Source organism: Pelagivirga sediminicola (assembly GCF_003072125.1).
Taxonomy (GTDB): domain Bacteria; phylum Pseudomonadota; class Alphaproteobacteria; order Rhodobacterales; family Rhodobacteraceae; genus Roseovarius; species Roseovarius sediminicola.
In genome coordinates this window covers 1-17,019 of record NZ_QCYH01000024.1, presented here as the reverse complement: position 1 = coordinate 17,019, position 17,019 = coordinate 1, and the positions used below count along the sequence as shown (strand labels likewise).

The window sequence follows — 17,019 nt, the reverse complement described above, 5'->3', positions numbered from 1 at the left end:
GCGTTGCTAGCCAAGAAACGAGGAAGCGTCACCGTCAGCACCAAAGCCACAACCAATGCACCCAGACCAAACCAGGGCAGGCGGCTTTTGAGGCGATCCGCTTTCTGTTCCCGTTCGAACAACGCTCGATAGGCTGAGGACCTGTCATCTTCCGATTTAGCCAAGGCCCCGATGGTCTTGTCCGTCTGGACGCCAAGGCGTCTGACAATCTCTGTCATTGCGTCTGCGGTTGCGCCCAGGTGGCTATCGAGTGTCTGGCCAAGAAGATCGCCGTATTTTTTCGGATTGGTCTGGTCCCGTGCCGCGAAGGCTGCGATCCGCGCTTCCGTGGCAACCTTGATCTGTTTGTCCGCCACGGCGGTCAGGTCGTCGATCCTGTCGGACATGCTGGCGACAGCCGTTGCCATGAGATCGAGCGTTTCGCGCAGATCATCGTCGGAGAGGGCAGGGAGGTCGGGTTGGTCTGGCATCGGGAGGCGTCCTTCGGGTTACTGGTCCTGCGGGACGAACAGCCCCTTGAACTCGGGATCGGCGTAATATCGCAGCTTTTGCGCGACGGCTGTGGCTTGCCCTTGGACGCGCAGGAGCTGGCGATCCGGTGGGAGCTGCATGATTTCATCGGGGGTCAGCAGATCACGGCCCGTGAGGTTATTTGAGAAGCTGGGGCCGTCACCGGGTTTGAAGCTGTCGGTCTGGAATCCGGCTGTTTCCTGGCCCATCATCTGGCTCAGCCACTTGGCCGTCTCGAAATCATTCACCCCGAAGACCTGCTGCACCCCGGCATTGGCAATGAAGGTGCCCGCGCGTTCACCGTAGAGGTCCTTGAGCTGGCTCATGTCCTGCAGGATCGGCCAGAGCTGGAGCCCATAGCCCGCCATCAGCCCCATGGCGCGCTCGACGGCCTCCAGACGGCCCAGGGCGGCGAACTCATCGAGCAGGAAGAGGGCAGGGGCCCTGAGGCGCTCAGAGCGGCCCTCTGACGCGCTCTGGGGCCGCTCAGCGTCCCGCGCGATGTCCTGAAGGGCCTGAGACACCAGAAGGCGCAGCCAGCGGCTGTAGGCGTCCATCCGGTTTGGTGGCAGCACCAGAAACACCGAAGCGATCCGGTGGCGCAGATCGGAGAAGTGGAAATCCGACCGCGACAGGACTTTGGCAATACGCGGGCTGTCCAGAAAGTGCGTGTGGCGCTGCGCGTTGGATAGCACCGAGGCCGCTTCGCGATCTGCCTTGCCGAGGAAGCGGTTGGCGGCGCGGGCGATCAGCCCGCCTGCCGCATCGCTGTCCTGCATCAGCTCCAGCAGCGCGCGCAGCTTTTCCGGGGGCAGGGTGAGATATTCCCGGACGGTGGCAAGCGTCCGGCGGTTGCGGTCCTCGTGGCAGACGCAGAACATGATCAGACCGCCGAGGATGGCCTTGGCCTCCTCGTTCCAGTGCGCTTCCGTGACCTGTCCCGGCGGGTCCATGACCAGCGCCTCTGTCAGGGAGGCTGCATCCTCGCCCAGATCGAGGCTGTCCGGTGTGAGCCGGTCGAGCGGATTGTAGGCCGCAGACGGCATTCCGCTGACCTCGAAGGGATCGAGGACATGGACCGTTCCGAACCGCCGCCGGGCTTCCCCGGCGATCCGGGCATTCTCGCCCTTGGGGTCGATGACCAGGACCGAGCGTTCCGCCGCCAACAGGTTCGGGATCACAGTGCCGACGCCTTTCCCGGCCCGTGTCGGGGCGAGGGTGATCAGATGGGCGGGACCGTCATAGCGCAGCAGTCGTCCGGTGTGCGGGTTGCGCCCGATCAGAAGACCGTCATCACCCTCAAGCTTCTTCAGCTCCTTGCGGTTAGCAAAACGGGCCGAGCCGTGGCTGTCACCGTTCAGGCCGAAGAAGGCGTCCGCGCCGGAGGCCATGCGCCAATACTGGAATCCGAAGACAGCGCCCACGAACATCAGGGGACCGAAGACCAGCCACTGCCAGGCGCTTTCGCCGGGCGGCTGGTCAAAGAAGGCGAAGACGAACGGCGTGGCGATCAGTGCCCCGATCATCGCGCCGAACAGGACAGCACCGATCATCCACCCCAACAGGATGGGCGTGAAGATCAACCGACCGAAGAACCGGAACAGCCCTCCGAAGACGAGCATCACGCCCCGCATCAGGACGGCGTTTCCGGATCAGAGCTGGACGGGGCAGGGGAGGGAGTTCCCCAGTCCGCGAAAGCCTTGCGATCCTGTTCGCGGGGCAGGTTGCGGATCAGCCGGTCGAGCATCGCGGCAGCCCCGGTATCCCGTTCCGCCAGGTCCATGAGCGCCCCGCCCAGGATCACCTTGCGCCGCGTGTCGAGTTTGCGCTGTCTGGTGCTTTCCCGGTTCTTCAGCGCTTGGAGCCGGGCTTTGGCCTGGGCATATCGTTTCTCGGCGCGCTCAAGTTCTGTTTCTGCCAAATCTCTACCCTCGCCACCAAACATTCTTGAGGTTGAAGTTGTTCTTGCCAGATCAACCGATAGCGCTTACCCGTAGGCCTGTAAAGGACAAGGGCGCACTTATGCAAACTCTCCACCTGCGGTTCCGAGATTTGCGTGCGATCTCTTTGGGGCAGCGCCCCGGCCGATGGCCATCCCCTTCGATGCGAAGCGCATCGACATGGAAGGGCGCGCCGCCCCTTCCAAACCATCCCAGGCCAACGGCTGACGTTGGATCGCGTCCCGTTCCGTCGCGCCAGCAGCTCGCCCGATGCCCCACGGTGGGGGCCGGTCTGCCGCTGGCGTCTCCGTTCCGGGAGCCTTCCGTTTGTGGTGCTGTCGCCCCTGACGGAAGCCGGGTTTGCCCCCGGCAAGCCCGCGCCTCAGAGACCCTTCGGGCCGTTTCGGGCGGGCTGTCTTTTCCCCTCCGGCCCCAGCGTTATGGAGCGCGGGCCGGATGGAAAAGGACGGCTGACACGGTGGCCAATGTCGGGGCATTGACCGGGGTCAGCAGCCGCCCGCATCGGCCGCGTTTATCGTCTGCGGGAGGGTAGGGCGCATGGCCAGCTACCACCTCTCCGTGAAGACGATCAAACGCAGCGCCGGGCGCACCGCAACAGCGGCAGCGGCCTACCGCGTCGGCGAACGCATCGAGTGCCAGCGCGAGGGGCGTGTCCACGACTACACCCGCAAGCAGGGCATCGAGGAGACGTTCATCATCGCCCCCGATCATGCCCCGGTCTGGGCGCAGGACCGGTCCGCGCTCTGGAACGAGGCGGAGGCCAGCGAAACCCGGCGCAACTCTGTCACTGCCCGTGAATGGGAGCTGGCGCTGCCGTCCGAGATCAGCGCCGAGGACCGGTCGCAGATCACCCGCAAGTTCGCCGAGGAGCTGGTCAGCCGCTACGGCGTGGCCGTCGATGTTGCGATCCACGCGCCGCACCGTGAAGGCGATCAGCGCAACCACCATGCGCACGTCCTGACCACCACCCGGCAGCTTGAAGCGGAGGGCTTTACTGCCAAGACGCGGGTGCTCGATTCCGCAAAAACCGGCGGAGCCGAGATCGAGCAGATGCGCGGTGTCTGGGCCGAATTGCAGAACCGCGCATTGGAGCGTGTCGGCGAGGTCGAGCGTGTCGATCACCGGTCGCTCGAAGCGCAGCGCGAGGCTGCGCTGGAGCGCGGTGACGCCCTGTCCGCCGAGGAGCTGGCCCGTGACCCGGAGCTGAAGCTGGGACCGGCGGCCAACTCCATGGAGCGGCGCGAGCGGGCGGCAGCCGAACGCGAGGGCCGGGAATATGTGCCGGTCACGGAGCGCGGGGCCGTGGTCCATGCCGCCCGCCAGGCGCGGGCTGTGTTTACCGAAATGCGCGAGCGGCTCGACCTGGCGCGGGAGACCTATGGCGCGGAGCGGGAGGCCGGGCAGGGGCGCGTATCGGCCGGTCTGGCGGCGCTTCGTGCGGCAGCTGCGAAGGATCGCAGCGCCGGGCGTGATCCGGATGATTTGCGGGAGCGCCTGTCGCGGATCGTCGGACGGGAGGGGCCGGATCGCGATGTGTCGGAACCGGACGCGCAACGCGAAGAGCGATCCGACCTCAACCGGGTGCAGGAACGACTCCGCGATATATTGGGAAAATCACGCGAGGCTGAGGCAGGAGATGACACCGAAAACAGCAGGAAACCCTCTGTCCGCGAGCGCCTGGACAATGTTCTGCACAAAACGCGCGAAACGCTTGGCCGCGAGGACAAACGCGCGCTGGAGCGGGACGACGAGATCGAGAACACGCGGGATATCGACCGGGGGGAAGGGCACAGCCTGTAGTTTGCCGTCCGTTGTGGCCTCCGGACAGCAGGTTTCATCTTTTTCGAAATTATCCCGAATTCCGTCAGAAGCGCTGCCAGGCTGTAGGCTTTCGCAATGGTCTGTGTTGTTGCGCGGACGTAGCGCGTGGCTTTCGCGCACCCGACGGCATCAGTTCAGTCTGGCTGTCAGATAGGTATTCCGCGCAACAGGGCCATGGGCACCGTCATCAGACCTGCCTTGCACATATCTGGCCCGCGATGTGGCCTATGCGCTGGAGACGAGTGATGACATGCTCCCCTTCCGCCTCAAGCTGTGGCTCGGCAAAGTGTTCGCTCTTTCAGAGGGGATTCGTGACGTCGTTGCCTGCATCCTGATGCCGCGCCGCAACTCTCAGGTTCCTCGCTGCCGGAAGATGCGGAAGGCGACGAGGAAAAGCGGCGCGCCGATGGCGATCAGTGACAGCGCGCTCGGCCAGAGCTCGCGGATCCCTACGCCTTTGAGGAAAATCCCCAGAGTCACGTCCATGTAGTGGCGCAATGGGCTTGCCAGGGAGGCGATCTGAAGCACTTTCGACATGCTTTCGATCGGCGCCAGCGTGCCAGACAGGAACATCAACGGAAAGAGCCCGAAGAACGCCAGCAGCAGCGCCTGCTGAAGCGACCGGCTGACGCTGGCGATCAGAACACCGATGGCGATGGCGCTGAGCAGGAACACTGCGGTGAGGCCGAGGAAAAGAAGCAGACTGCCGCGCAGCGGGATGCCGAACCACCAGACGATCAACAGGCTGGGAAAAACCGACAGAAGTCCCATCACCAGCGTCGGCAGGGTCTTGGCGACGAACAACTCAAACGTCCGGATCGGCGTGACGCGCAATTGCTCGATCGTTCCCGCTTCCTTCTCGCGCACAATGGACGCGGCGGGATGGATCACGCCGACCATCAGCGCGGCCAGCGCCACCATCGACAGCACGATAAAGGCGGTAAAGGTCTGGTCGGGGTTATACCAGACCCGCACCATCGGCACCGGTCCGACCGCAACCCCACCGCTGTTGCCGCCATTGATTGAGAAGCGCCCGACGATCTCGAGGGCGTAGCCCCGCGCCTGGGCCGCCATGTTGGAGTTCGCCCCGTCCAGCAGCAGTTGCAGTTCAGGCGTCCGATCATTCTGAAGTTCGCGCTGGAACCCCGGCGGCACCACCAACGCCACCCGGGCACGTCCGTCCTGCAGCCAGGCACCGGCCTCGGTCGCGCTGGCGGGCCGGCCAGCATCGGCGAAGACGTCCGTTGCGAGAAACTCCTGCACCAGGGTGCGGCTTTGCGGGCTGCGGTCCAGATCGACGACTGCCAGCGGCATGTTCTCGACCTCGAAGGACAGCGCATAGGCGCAGATCACGACCTCGATCGTGTAAAGCCAGAGGATCAGGATCAGGATCAGCGGATCGCGCAGGAGCTGGATCAGCTCCTTCACCAGCAGACCTGCGAGACGTGCGCCCATCACGCCACCTTCTTTTTAAAACGCCAGACCGCGAGCGCAAAGATCACCAGCGTATAGGTCAGCAGCAGCAGCACCGACGGCCACAGCTCGGCCAGGCCCGCCCCTTTCAGAACCACACCGCGCGAGAAATCCACGAAATATTGCGCAGGGAAGAGCCGCGTGTAGAGTTGCAGCACGTAGGGCATGGTGAAGATCGGAAACAGGAAGCCGGAAAACAGGAAAGACGGCATCAGCGAGAGGATCAGTGTCAGCAGCATGGCGACAAGCTGACTGCTGGTGATCGTCGAGACGAGAAGGCCAATCCCGACCGTGGTGAAGACATAGATCATGCCGACCCCGAACAGCAGACCGAGACTGCCCTTCAGCGGAACCGCGAACCAGAGGAAACCCACCGCGATCACCATGACGATCTGCAGGAACGCGATCAGCCCGTAAGGGATCAGCTTGCCGGACAGGAACTCCACCGGCGTCACCGGCGAGGCGAATATCTGCTGGATCGAACCGGTCTCCTTTTCGCGGGTGATCGCGAGAGCGGTCAGAAGCGGCGGGAAGGCCATGAGGATAACGCCGAACAGGCCGGGCACAACAAAGTTCACACTACGCAGCGCGGGATTGTACCAGACGCGCGCCGCCACTTCGATCGGCGGTGCCGTCTGGACACCGAAACCGGTGATGATCGCGTTGGCATAGGCCGCCACCAGATTGGCGGTTGCCGAGAATGTCCCATCCACCAGCGCCTGAACCGGAGCGGGTTCCCCCCCCGCGAGTTGGTCCGCGAAACCTGGCGGAATGATCAGCGCAAGCGTGACGGCACCGCGCTGCAACGCGGTCTCGGCCTCGATTGCGCTTTGGTAACTCTCGGCCATGGCGAAATACCCGCTGGCCAGAAAGCGATCGACAAGCGCCCGGCTTTCCGCCGACCGGTCATGGTCGAGCACTCCCATCGCGACGTTGTCCACATCGAACGAGATCGCGTACCCGAACAGGAACAACATCACCAGCGGTATGAGCAACGCCACCGCGACGGTAACTGGATCCCGGACGATCTCCTTCGTTTCGTTCTCGACGATGGCGAAGATCCGCGACAGCTTCATGAGGCGGCTCTCTCCGACTGCGGCCTGGCCCGCTCGCGTTCCATGAAGGCCAGAAAGACATCCTCCGCCGTTGCCAACTCCCGCCCGGGAAAATGCGCGCGCAGTGCCGACAGGTCACCGATGGCGATCATGCGACCCATGTCCATCAGGCCAAGACGGTGACAATAGGCCGCTTCCTCCAGATTATGGGTGGTCACGAGAACCGTCATTCCCCCTTCGGCGAGGATCCGGATCAGGCGCCAGAACCGGAACCGCGCCAGCGGATCGACGCCCGAGGTCGGCTCATCGAGGAACAGCGCCGCCGGGCGGTGCAGGATGCTGCAGCCAAGCGCCACGCGCTGGCGCACCGCACCGGAAAGACGTGCCACCATCTCACCATGCTGGCCACCGAGTCCGGTCATCTCCACCGCCCAGCCGATCGCCTCGCGCGCATCGCGCCGCGACAGTCCGTATGCGCTGGCGAAGAATGACAGGTTTTCGCCAACGGTCAGATCGGGATAGAGCGAAAACCGTTGCGACATGTAGCCGATGCGCTGCCGCAGTTGACCTTGGTCCGACGTGACCTCCACGCCCGCCACCGTCGCGCTGCCTGACGAGGGCGGTAACAGCCCGCAAAGCATGCGGATCAGCGTCGTCTTGCCCGCGCCGTTCGCTCCGAGCAGACCGAAAATCTCGCCCGGTGCGATGGTGAGGGTGACATCTCCCACCGCGACGAAATCGCCGAAGCGGCGGGTCAGCCCCTTGGTTGCGATCTCTCCGGTCTTGCCTGTTGCGGCACGGGCGGCGGGCCGGGTCGCCACAGCGGTCTCGGCTTCTCCCGGTACGGACTCATCCCCGCGCAGGATCGTGAACACGTCCTCCATCCCCGGCTCCGCCAATGCGAGCTGTCCAAGGGCGTCCATACGCGCCTTCTCATCCTGCGAAATATCTGCGCCCGGCTTCATCACGAAACGCACGCTGTCGGCGCGCCACTGGATGCCCAAGACCCCGGCCATTCCGTGCAGTGCCGCCTCGGCTTCCGCTGGCCGGTCCGAGACGATGGAATGGACCAGCCCCTTCGCCTGCGCGCGCAGTTCGTCGGGTCGCCCGAGCGCCATCAGCCGGCCGCGGTCCAGAAACGCCACGCGGTCGCAGCGGTCGGCCTCGTCCATGTAGGATGTCGAAAGCACGATCGTCGCTCCCTCGCTGCGGAAGTCGTCGAGGATTTGCCAAAGCTCCCGGCGCGAGAGCGGATCGACCCCGAGCCCGGGCTCGTCGAGAAGCAGTAGCGGCGGCTCGTGGATCAGGTTGGCGCAGAGTGCGAGCTTCTTGCGCATCCCCCCCGACAGCGCCCCCTCGCGCCGGTCGAGAAAGGGCGTCAGCCCAGCCATGTCGAGCAGTCGGCGGCGTCGGGCCATGTAGTCCCCGCCCGGCACACCGCGGATCTTGGCGGCGAAGGACAGGTTCTCGGCCACGGTCAGCCGGTCGTAGAGTGTGAAACCCTGGGCCATGTAGCCGATCTTCGACGTGATCTGCGCAGCCTCGTTCACCGTGTCGTGACCCAAGACCTGGCACCGACCTTCGCTGGGATCGAGGATCGCCGCGAAAAGTTGCAGGAGCGTCGTCTTTCCGGCACCGTCCGGCCCGACCAGGCCGACGATCTCGCCAACACCGATCTCGATGTCGATGTCGCTCAACGCCAGGACTGACCGATACCGGCGCCCGAGCCCCTCTGCTTCAATGACCATGTCGTTCGTTGCCATGGCGGACCCTTTGCTATGTCGGCACGAACAGCCGGTCGGGCCATCCGGCATCGGGTTGCCACAGGATCCAGACATCGGCCGGCATCCCCGGTTTCAGCACGCCGTCGGGATTGTCGATCACGAGCACCACGCCGAAGACCAGACGCACCCTTTCGTCCGGCATGTGGATGTCACGCGGCGTGAATTGCGCGGTCTGATCGACCCTCGCGACCCGTGCCTCGAACAGCCGGTCGGGGAAGGCATCCACGCGCAGGCGCGCGGGCGCGCCGAGCTCCACCTGTCCGATCCGGCTTTCGGGAATGAACACACGGACCTCCGCGCTGGTAAGATCGAGCATCGTGACCAAGGGCTGTCCCGGTTGAACGAATTCGCCCGGTTCGACCGCCCGGATCAGCACGGTGGCGGTCAGCGGCGCGGTGATGCGGGTCTTGGACATCTGATTGTCGAGAAGGTCGATCTCGCGCCGCACGGCGATGATGCGCTTGCCCATCGCGGTTGTTCCAGCCTCAAGCGCTGTCACATTACCTTGCGCGGCGTGAAACGCATTCTGGGCGATGTCCAACGTCTGGGCCGGGACCGTACCGCGTTCCTCGAGTTCCCGCACCCGGTCCAGCTCGATCTCGGCTGTTCCGAGATGATGCTGGGCTACTTCCAGTTCGCTTTCCGCGCGCCTGAGTTCCGCCGCAAGCGCTTCAATCTCCGCTTCCGCGCGGGCTTTGTTCAGCCTGGCATCGGTGTCGTCGAGCCTCACCAGCAAGTCGCCCTCGGCAACCAACGCGCCTTCGACGAGATTGTTTTCCACGACGCGGCCGGCCACTTCGGCGGAAACCCGGATTTCCGTGCCCTCCACGACGCCATTTGCGTAAAGAACCTGCTCGGGAAGCGGTGCGGGTCGGAGAAAGGCATAAATGCCGTAGGAGCCCCCGGCGATCACGAGAAGTACGAGCGCGGTCCAAATCCAAGTATTGCGCATCGGGAACTCCTTTCAGAATAAAGACACCGGATTCCGAAGACGGCGCAAGGCGGCACCAACGGCACCTCGATCATTGAGATCGATACGTCATAAAGGCACTCGGGACAAGTTACGGGAGTATATCCGAGTAGTTAGCACGGTCAACCATCCCGCGTTGTGCAGTGTGCCATCAAACACAACATGTAGTGTGTCGAGTTTTTCACCAATATCGGCTGTTTTTGTCAAAGTACCCTGCCCTGCCCAGGATCAATCGCTTAGCCAGGACAAAAACCCCCGGCAAAACCTTTGCGGTTTTGGCAGGTTTTTGTCACACTGAGACATGATCATCGGATATGCCCGCGTCAGCACTGACGACCAGAGCCTGGATTCACAGACGGATGCCCTTTCGGCAGCCGGTGCCGAGAAGGTCTTCGCAGACAAGATCAGTGGATCGAGGCGTGCCCGCCCGGAACTGGACAGAATGCTGGAGCAGCTCCGCGACGGCGACGTTGTGACCGTCACGAAGTATGACCGCCTGGCGCGATCTCTGAAAGACCTCTTGGAGATAGTAGAGGCGATCCGGGAGCGCGGAGCCGGCTTCCGGTCCCTGGCCGAGGACATCGACACGACAACGCCGGCCGGCCGCCTAGTTTTCCACGTCTTCGCGTCTATCGCCCAGTTCGAGCGGGAGCGGATTTCCGAGCGCACCAGAGAAGGGCTTGCATCAGCTCGTAAACGTGGTCGGATTGGCGGCAGACCCCCTGCACTGACAACGGCGCAGAAAGACGAAGTGCGCCGGATGCGTGATGAGGAGCAGCGCGCCGTCGCTGAGATCGCCCGGCTGTTCAATGTCAGTGAGAGGACCGTGCGGCGTGCTTAGCTGTGTCCAACAGCGTCGAGAAGACTAGCTTGCTCCGGCGCAAGAGGCTTACTTTCGATATACTCCTGAAGAAATGGCGCATTCGCCAGCTTGTCTTTCAGTTGAAACATTCTCTTCTCGCCCTGGGAGATGAAATTTGCATAGAGCCAGGGTTTAATGACCACGTTGTCAGACCATTCTTTGCGTGGTTCATCCTCCCCGGCGGCAATTCTGTCGCCCAGAACGTGCCCAAAGACCTTAGTATACCGACTGATGTAGCCACGTTGTTCTAGGGCTTTCACGTACTTCCAAACTTGGTCCTTTTCTTTCGAACCAAGTGCGACGCCGGGCTTCTTCAGCTCCACAATCGAGAGAACGGCGCAGCTAGTTTGATCGCCATCATCGTCATAGCCAGGCCGAGAGTAAAACCCGATCGAACTGTCTGGCATCACCACAAAGTCAGGGCGGATCGTTTCCGCTTTCTCTTCCCCGCCAAACAGCTCGCGGATGACCGTTGTAATGCCCTTGTTTGACGTGAACTCGATGCTTTCAAACTGAGGGCCAAATATCCAAAGGCTGCGTTCGAAAAGTGGTTGCAGTTCTTGAACCTCATCTGTGGCTTTGTCAGAGGTTTTCGCTGCAAGATCAGCTAGCACACGCAAGCGTTTTTCGATTTCATCTAGGGCTTCCTTCGCCAATTCTGTGGTCCAGCGATCTAGGATGTCATTCCAGTTATCGAGGTCTTCAGGCTTCATGCTCTGCATTTTTTCAAGCAAGGCATATTGGCTTTCAGCTAGCTCCATATTCGCAAGCACATCCATGACCTGTTGCACCTGAGTAGAGCCAAGGCTTGGGCACTTTTCCATCAGTGCGTCCATGGTATCTGACAGTTTTACCTGGCTGCGCTTAGGTAAAGATCGGCGGAGGTTTGCATGGCCCTCAATCCACTCACTCTTTGTTTGAGCGCGTTTGGCCGCAGTCAGATCGAGCAGCTTCGCGCGGACAGCATCTTCACATGCTGACCGGGTGCTATGCCAATTCGCGCTGTCTGGTTTGAAGCCAGACCAGTCCGCAAGCACATCTGGCTTAAGGTGATCGGCCTTGAGAATGAAAGTATACCGCTTTGCCTCTTCACGGCGGCCATCCAAGACAGATTGGTCTTCAAAGTTACGCCAGTTGCACTCTCCGACGAGCCGCTTGTTTACCCACCATGCGATACCATGCTGCTTGGTTGTCCGGTCAGTTTTTTCGCTGTCGATCACAATCATCTCAACGGAGTTTTCTGTGTTGATCTGGACAGGTATTGTCTCAACACCATGCTCCGGAAGGTCGGCAAAGGTCACTTTTTGCCCTTCAACATAAACCTCGAACTCCGGATTTGTCAGAAAGCGAGTGCTCAAGACTGAGCGCGCCATGTCAGCGCTCATGCCAACAGGGCGTTCTTCTTGTCCGAGGATGTGAAACCCACGCCACTGATTTTCTTCTTCGTGGATTTTCTCAATAGAGAAGGGTAGCGGCAGGTGCGGAGTCCGATTGAGACGAAAACGGCACTTCAGGCCGTCTTTCCCGATTTCGACGTCAAATGGCGAAGAGAAGCAGAATGCAGCATATCTACCTTTTCCGTTCCGTCCAAAAGCTCGACGTGGTCGATGACCTGGCAAGTCTTCTGGCGGATCGGTTAACTCACCTAGCTCACTAACTCTGTTGTAATTGAAACGCCGCCAGCGCGCGTTCAATTCCTCTTCCGTCATACCCTTTCCATTGTCTTTGATTTCAAATGCTTGGGTGTCAGAGGGCCATGTGATGTCGACACGCGTTGCATAAGCATCCCATGCGTTGGCAACCAGTTCGACCAATGCAGTGGTGGGGTCTTTGATAATAGATCCTGCGTGATCTTCCAGAAAACGCGGATCATACGTGAGAGGTACATTCTCAAATAAGTCGGACAAGAACATCTCGCATGATAAAACAGACTGATAGTTTTCAACCTTTGCCTGTATCGGCTACCACGGCAAGGAAATATATAACTCGCGCATCATGGCAAACCGCTCGTCAAATGGCGGCAGATCATCGAGTTCCAAGGCAAGAGTGTTCCAGTCAACCTCAGCCCGACGCCGCACCTCAGGATCATCCATAGAATCCGGCGTAGCCTCAATTCCGCGGGCCCGGCACTTCTCGATCAGCGTCTCCAAAATGCTGCGGCGGTCCTTATCGGATAGCTTGTTGGTTTCGATCAGGTAGGCAATGTCATAGACATCTTGGCGGCGGTTTCTGTTGCGGATCGGCTGTTGCAGTAAGGCACGCAGCTTTTCAGCAATAATTTCGTGCAGTGTGAATGCCCGAACCGCGACACCCGGACCCGTCAGGTTCAGCTCCTGAAAGGCATAGACCTGATCCCGGAAGCTGATCTCGATATCCAACACTCGTATGGCCCGCCCGGCTTCCAAGCGTTTCTCTTCACCGGTCCCGCGTTCGGCCGATCCGATCCGGATGAGCAATGCGGGGAAATCGAATTCTTCGAAATTCAGCGGTTTGGGCATTTTCTTGACGGTCTGTACCCGACAAAGAAGGTCTAGATATCCAAGACGGATTGCGGTCTGAGGCAGAATAGCGTTCAGATCATCTGCGATCTGATCAGCAAACCCAGCGGGTTCCACAATCGAAGTAAAATCCACATCGGCTGTGACCCTGTTGCTCTTGAAAGCAAGGGCCATCACAGCCCCACCCTTCAGGACTAGGCTTGTATTCAGACTAGGGGCCAGCCCAATGGCGGCTAGAACAACCTCCGTGACCTGCCTGTCGCGATACTGAGCCGGATTTGATCGCGCGGCTTCAACCCAGGCACGCACATCCACATCAACAATGTCATATTCTGCCTCGTCGGCGACGTGTGCTGCATCAGACATTCAGTGAAATCATCCATCGTTCTGAAAATTCAGGGAGATAGTCCGCTTCAGGGTCCAGCTTCCGTGACCCCCCTCTTTGAGCAAAGACTTCCCAACGTGCAATAGCAGGATCATCAAGCCCTAGAACTTCTGAGAGAATATACCCTGCCCGAACCTTCGCGATCTTGCTGTTTAACTGGTCTACGGCTTCCACGATCTCCGGCAACCATTGATCTGCATCTCGTTCCCAAACATCGAGGACATGGCGCATCCCCCCACACAATCCTGGCTCTGTAATCATATCGGCAAAGGTCTGGCCAATAGATGTGATCCGAGTTTCCTCGCCGCTGAGAGGCACCGGTGTCCAGGGATGGCTTGAGATGTGCATAATCACAGGCCGTCGCCGAATAGTATCCTTAAAGCCTGGCCGATTGAGCATAGGCTTATCAATGTCTTCGATCTCAGGAAGATCATCGCGCACGCGGTCATTTCGGAGTTGGTTCCAAAGATCGCGGCGCGGAGTGGTCACATGTAGAGCCTTGGGGCTACGTTCTGTCAGGCTGTATCGTTGCATCGCCGATAAGTGTGAGACATAGGCAAAGGGGTCAGCAATACATACGATCTCTTCCGCAGACCCCGCACGTGTAGCCTGTGTGACGCGCCAAACGCCCGATCTGAAATCAGAATCCGGAACCAGCGCCCTACGCTCTTCCATACGCTTGATAGCATTATTTGCACGAGTTTGATCCCACCCTTGAGGCATACGCTTAAGGGGTTCTCCGTCCCACTCGCGACGCTGAAAGAGCGCATAACCTAGAACGAAAAAATCGTAGTATGTGATGATTGGCAGATCGCGCTTTAGGAGCGCTTGTTCTACCCCGTCCGTGAACTTCATACGAGTGCCATCTGTATATGTCCTTAGGACATATACAGATGGCACTCAGATCAGTCAAGGTTTATGTCTCCCAAGGAGGCTCAGTTGATTTGACACTACGGTCGGGTATCTCTATGTCCTGAGGACATAGAGATACCCGACCGAGAGCTAAACCTTCTCATATTTCCGTTTTTGCTTGGCATGTATCAGTGTGTCCAAAGCGCCCTCCGCCTCAACCTGGCTACGGAACAAGTCCATCCGAACCTGGCCCCCTCGACCGATCCGGCCCCATTCGCGGTGAAGCGTCCATTCTCCAAACAGATTAGGCAGAACAGATATGCGATAGTAGCGCGCGATGTTTTTGGAAGGGTCGAGCTTTTCGAGGTGAGCTTTCATGTTTCAACCTGACTAGCGAGTCGTGCGGTAAATTTCCCACATCTGTTCAATGAGTTGCCCCTGCGTGATCCCAAGATTTTCCGCTTCTTCCGCTATCGCTTCTCCCACTTCGGGAAACACTTTAGGGTGCAGTTGATGGGTGCGAGGGCTGGGTTTGCGGCCAGGCTTCTTGCGGGGTGTCCTGTCCAGGAACCCCCTCGCCTCTCCAACCTCATCCACACGCCTGACTTCTTCAACAGTAGTGCCCTTTGGGCGTGCCTTGAGGCCTGCAAGTCTATTTGAGCCGCTCATAAACAGCCTCCGCGAATGCTTGGGCGTTGATCAACGCCTTATCCACTTTACCGCCTGTCATCATCTCAGGATCATTCATCATCGCGGTTAAGTCGCCGCCATAGGCAAACAGTTCCGAGAATGCCGCGCGTGCTACCAAGGATGGCTCGATCACGTCGATCCCTGCCCCTCTGAGCTGCTCTTCCAGCTCCTTCTGGACGCGGCTTTTGACTGCGGCACTTGTCTTGGTCAAAACCACGGCATGCCGGATCGAACGCCCAAGCGCCTCTTCTTCTTCTCGTACCAATGCCAGTGCTTCGGAGCCGATCTCTGCGTCGAGAGCGGTCGGCTGCATCGGTACGATCACTAGGTCCGCCTGGGAAATCGCACGACTTACAAGCTGGGAGGCAACCCCTTCCAGGTCCACAATAACGATTTTGCCATCGCCGTCCGCGCTCCGGATTGTTGGAACAATCTCTGAGCGGCCAATCTCATTCTTGAGGGTCACACCTGTGGGCACGCCGTGCGATGCCCACCTGGTCAGAGATTTGTTCGGGTCGCAGTCCAGCACTGTGACATCCGCTCCCATCCGGGCGAATTCAGACGCCAGAAGTACAGCGCAAGTTGATTTACCAACCCCGCCTTTGGGGCTTGCCATGACGATAACGGGCATTGCTCAATCCTGCCGCTTTTTTGTTACCGGATTTATATCCTGTACCGGTAAAATATCCAACACCCAATTTAAATCTATAACCGGAATTATTTCTATTACCGGTTTTTAATCCTACGGCCTCCCTCGCTTCTCGAACCATTTCCGGCAAAACCCGACAAAAGCCCGATCAGCATTGCGAGGGGGCTCTACGCACCAGCTGCGCCATTCCTGTTCAAGAAAACGTACATCCCATCCAGGAGCCGCATGGCGCGCTTCTTCGTAGGTGTCAGACTGCAAAGGCGGAATGCTGCCCTCCACGAGCGAGGTGGGTGACATCGTGCCACGATTGGTGAAAACCACCATGTCGGCGTCATCCTCAAAGGTAACGTGGTAATCCGGCAAGTGGTCATGCTCTACGAGCTGCCGGATCATCTGCCGGAAGCGCTTCTGAGGGCTTTGAGAACCAGTCTTGAGAAGCAGTTTGGCTAGCGTGATACGCCAGGACTTCTGTTGGCCACAGTGCTTTCGAGCAATTTCGTACACCCGCCGTTCTATGGGCTTACGCAGACGGAAGTAGTCCCTATGCAGGGTCAGAACTTCTTCGTTTCGGATCGCGTTGAAGACCCAATCCGACAGCTTCACCTCGCACCACAGCAAGCGACCGTCGAGACCATGCTTGCGGCGGATCGAGGAAGCGTCGATCAGGCCGAACCCATCGACCTGTTCTTCGTCCCCGGTCACAATGTTCGTCCTGATGCGCGTTCCTTCAAGACGGTCCAAGGCATCGAGAAGGGACTGATACTCCCGGCCACTTGTACCGCGATTTGTGAAGATAAGCAGCTCTCTGGAATTAATCCGGACACGGGGCGAAACCGGGAGGCCTTCCTTCAGTTTCGCCATGATCTGGCTGATGCAGTAGATCAAAATGTCTTTATCGTAGATCGTTGCTAGGCCCTTCACACTGGGCGTGATCTGCAGCCACTTATTGCCATTCTCGTATCGCTTGACCGTCGTTTCCGGCTTCTTTGAAAGCGAGTAAAACGGATGCTCCATATGTTGCATCACGTCCTTCAACACGGCGTCAGCGACATCGCAGATGAAAAGGTCATGCTGCGGGTGACGATCCGGAAGGAGCGGAGCGAGGGCATTCGTGTTATCAGTTACCATGGACCCACATTCGTGGTTTTAGTTACCACAGTCAAGATTCGTGTTATCAGTTACCCAAAGCAGGATTTCAGTTACCAAGATTCGTGGTATCAGTTACCGGACATCATAAGAAGTCTATAATTTTCAAGAGTCTACGAGTAATTTTCTTACCCGTAACACAGATTCTAACACATATATAACACCCACTCTGACAGGCTGAGACAATCACCAGCAGCGCTTCATCGATTACCGTTGATAGAACACGCACGCATCGACACCCGTGGTTGTCGTGGTCCAGGATGCCCCGAGGACAGCGCATGTGGACGCGTTGCTAGCCAAGAAACGAGGAAGCGTCACCGTCAGCACCAAAGCCACAACCAATGCACCCAGACCAAACCAGGG

General features: G+C 59.5%; 15 protein-coding genes and 1 pseudogene. 3 read left to right on the top strand and 13 right to left on the bottom strand.

Features of this window, described 5'->3' with window-relative positions; genetic code table 11:
- The 3 genes from DC366_RS18395 to DC366_RS18385 all read right to left on the bottom strand — a co-directional run.
- A partial coding sequence (locus DC366_RS18395; RefSeq protein WP_108693636.1) for a hypothetical protein occupies window positions 1-470 on the bottom strand: 470 nt, incomplete at its 3' end.
- An 18-nt stretch (window positions 471-488) separates the two neighbouring features.
- Complete coding sequence (locus DC366_RS18390) at window positions 489-2,132, bottom strand: type IV secretory system conjugative DNA transfer family protein (RefSeq protein WP_243405218.1); 1,644 nt, start codon at window positions 2,130-2,132, stop codon at window positions 489-491.
- 11 nt (window positions 2,133-2,143) lie between these two features.
- Window positions 2,144-2,431, bottom strand: a complete 288-nt coding sequence (locus DC366_RS18385) for a mobilization protein (protein WP_108693637.1) — start codon at window positions 2,429-2,431, stop codon at window positions 2,144-2,146.
- A gap of 577 nt (window positions 2,432-3,008) precedes the next feature.
- Here DC366_RS18385 and mobQ point away from each other — a divergent pair.
- Window positions 3,009-4,271, top strand: coding sequence for a MobQ family relaxase (mobQ, locus tag DC366_RS18375; RefSeq protein ID WP_108693634.1), 1,263 nt, complete (start codon window positions 3,009-3,011; stop codon window positions 4,269-4,271).
- Between the two features lie 158 nt (window positions 4,272-4,429).
- Window positions 4,430-4,600, top strand: a pseudogene (locus DC366_RS18370) (IS66 family transposase); the annotation flags it as partial.
- A 43-nt stretch (window positions 4,601-4,643) separates the two neighbouring features.
- Here DC366_RS18370 and DC366_RS18365 read toward each other — a convergent pair.
- Genes DC366_RS18365 through DC366_RS18350 form a run of 4 tightly spaced genes read right to left on the bottom strand, consistent with a single transcriptional unit; the run spans window position 4,644 to window position 9,556 of the window.
- Window positions 4,644-5,747 carry an ABC transporter permease gene (locus DC366_RS18365; RefSeq protein ID WP_108693633.1) on the bottom strand — a complete coding sequence of 368 codons (1,104 nt, stop codon included), beginning with the start codon at window positions 5,745-5,747 and terminating at the stop codon, window positions 4,644-4,646.
- Entirely contained in the window at window positions 5,747-6,841 is a 1,095-nt protein-coding gene (locus DC366_RS18360) for an ABC transporter permease (protein ID WP_108693632.1), read from the bottom strand. The genes DC366_RS18365 and DC366_RS18360 overlap by 1 nt, the downstream gene beginning before the upstream one ends.
- Window positions 6,838-8,583 carry an ATP-binding cassette domain-containing protein gene (locus tag DC366_RS18355; protein WP_207768776.1) on the bottom strand — a complete coding sequence of 582 codons (1,746 nt, stop codon included), beginning with the start codon at window positions 8,581-8,583 and terminating at the stop codon, window positions 6,838-6,840. Before DC366_RS18355 ends, DC366_RS18360 begins: the two co-directional genes overlap by 4 nt.
- A gap of 13 nt (window positions 8,584-8,596) precedes the next feature.
- Entirely contained in the window at window positions 8,597-9,556 is a 960-nt protein-coding gene (locus DC366_RS18350; protein ID WP_108693630.1) for an HlyD family secretion protein, read from the bottom strand.
- Window positions 9,557-9,875: 319 nt separating this feature from the next.
- On the opposite strand from DC366_RS18350, the gene DC366_RS18345 reads away from it, so the two are divergent.
- A complete protein-coding gene (locus tag DC366_RS18345) occupies window positions 9,876-10,415 on the top strand; it encodes a recombinase family protein (protein ID WP_108693629.1) in 540 nt (179 codons plus the stop codon).
- Here the strand turns inward: DC366_RS18345 and DC366_RS18340 are convergent.
- The 6 genes from DC366_RS18340 to DC366_RS18310 all read right to left on the bottom strand — a co-directional run bounded on the left by DC366_RS18340 (window position 10,412) and on the right by DC366_RS18310 (window position 16,638).
- On the bottom strand, window positions 10,412-12,349 hold the full coding sequence (locus DC366_RS18340) for an ATP-binding protein (protein ID WP_108693628.1): 1,938 nt from the start codon (window positions 12,347-12,349) through the stop codon (window positions 10,412-10,414). The two genes, DC366_RS18345 and DC366_RS18340, sit on opposite strands and share 4 nt — an antisense overlap.
- Before the next feature lie 48 nt (window positions 12,350-12,397).
- The gene (locus tag DC366_RS18335; protein ID WP_108693627.1) at window positions 12,398-13,300 is read right to left on the bottom strand and encodes a nucleotidyl transferase AbiEii/AbiGii toxin family protein; all 903 of its coding nucleotides are present in this window, start codon (window positions 13,298-13,300) and stop codon (window positions 12,398-12,400) included.
- On the bottom strand, window positions 13,293-14,174 hold the full coding sequence (locus tag DC366_RS18330; RefSeq protein ID WP_108693626.1) for a type IV toxin-antitoxin system AbiEi family antitoxin domain-containing protein: 882 nt from the start codon (window positions 14,172-14,174) through the stop codon (window positions 13,293-13,295). The genes DC366_RS18335 and DC366_RS18330 overlap by 8 nt, the downstream gene beginning before the upstream one ends.
- Window positions 14,175-14,321: 147 nt before the next feature.
- Window positions 14,322-14,549, bottom strand: a complete 228-nt coding sequence (locus tag DC366_RS18325; protein WP_108693625.1) for a WGR domain-containing protein — start codon at window positions 14,547-14,549, stop codon at window positions 14,322-14,324.
- 274 nt (window positions 14,550-14,823) lie between these two features.
- Window positions 14,824-15,492 carry a ParA family protein gene (locus DC366_RS18315; RefSeq protein ID WP_108693623.1) on the bottom strand — a complete coding sequence of 223 codons (669 nt, stop codon included), beginning with the start codon at window positions 15,490-15,492 and terminating at the stop codon, window positions 14,824-14,826.
- A 111-nt stretch (window positions 15,493-15,603) separates the two neighbouring features.
- Window positions 15,604-16,638, bottom strand: coding sequence for a replication initiator protein A (locus DC366_RS18310; protein WP_108693622.1), 1,035 nt, complete (start codon window positions 16,636-16,638; stop codon window positions 15,604-15,606).
- Window positions 16,639-17,019: the final 381 nt, after the last annotated feature.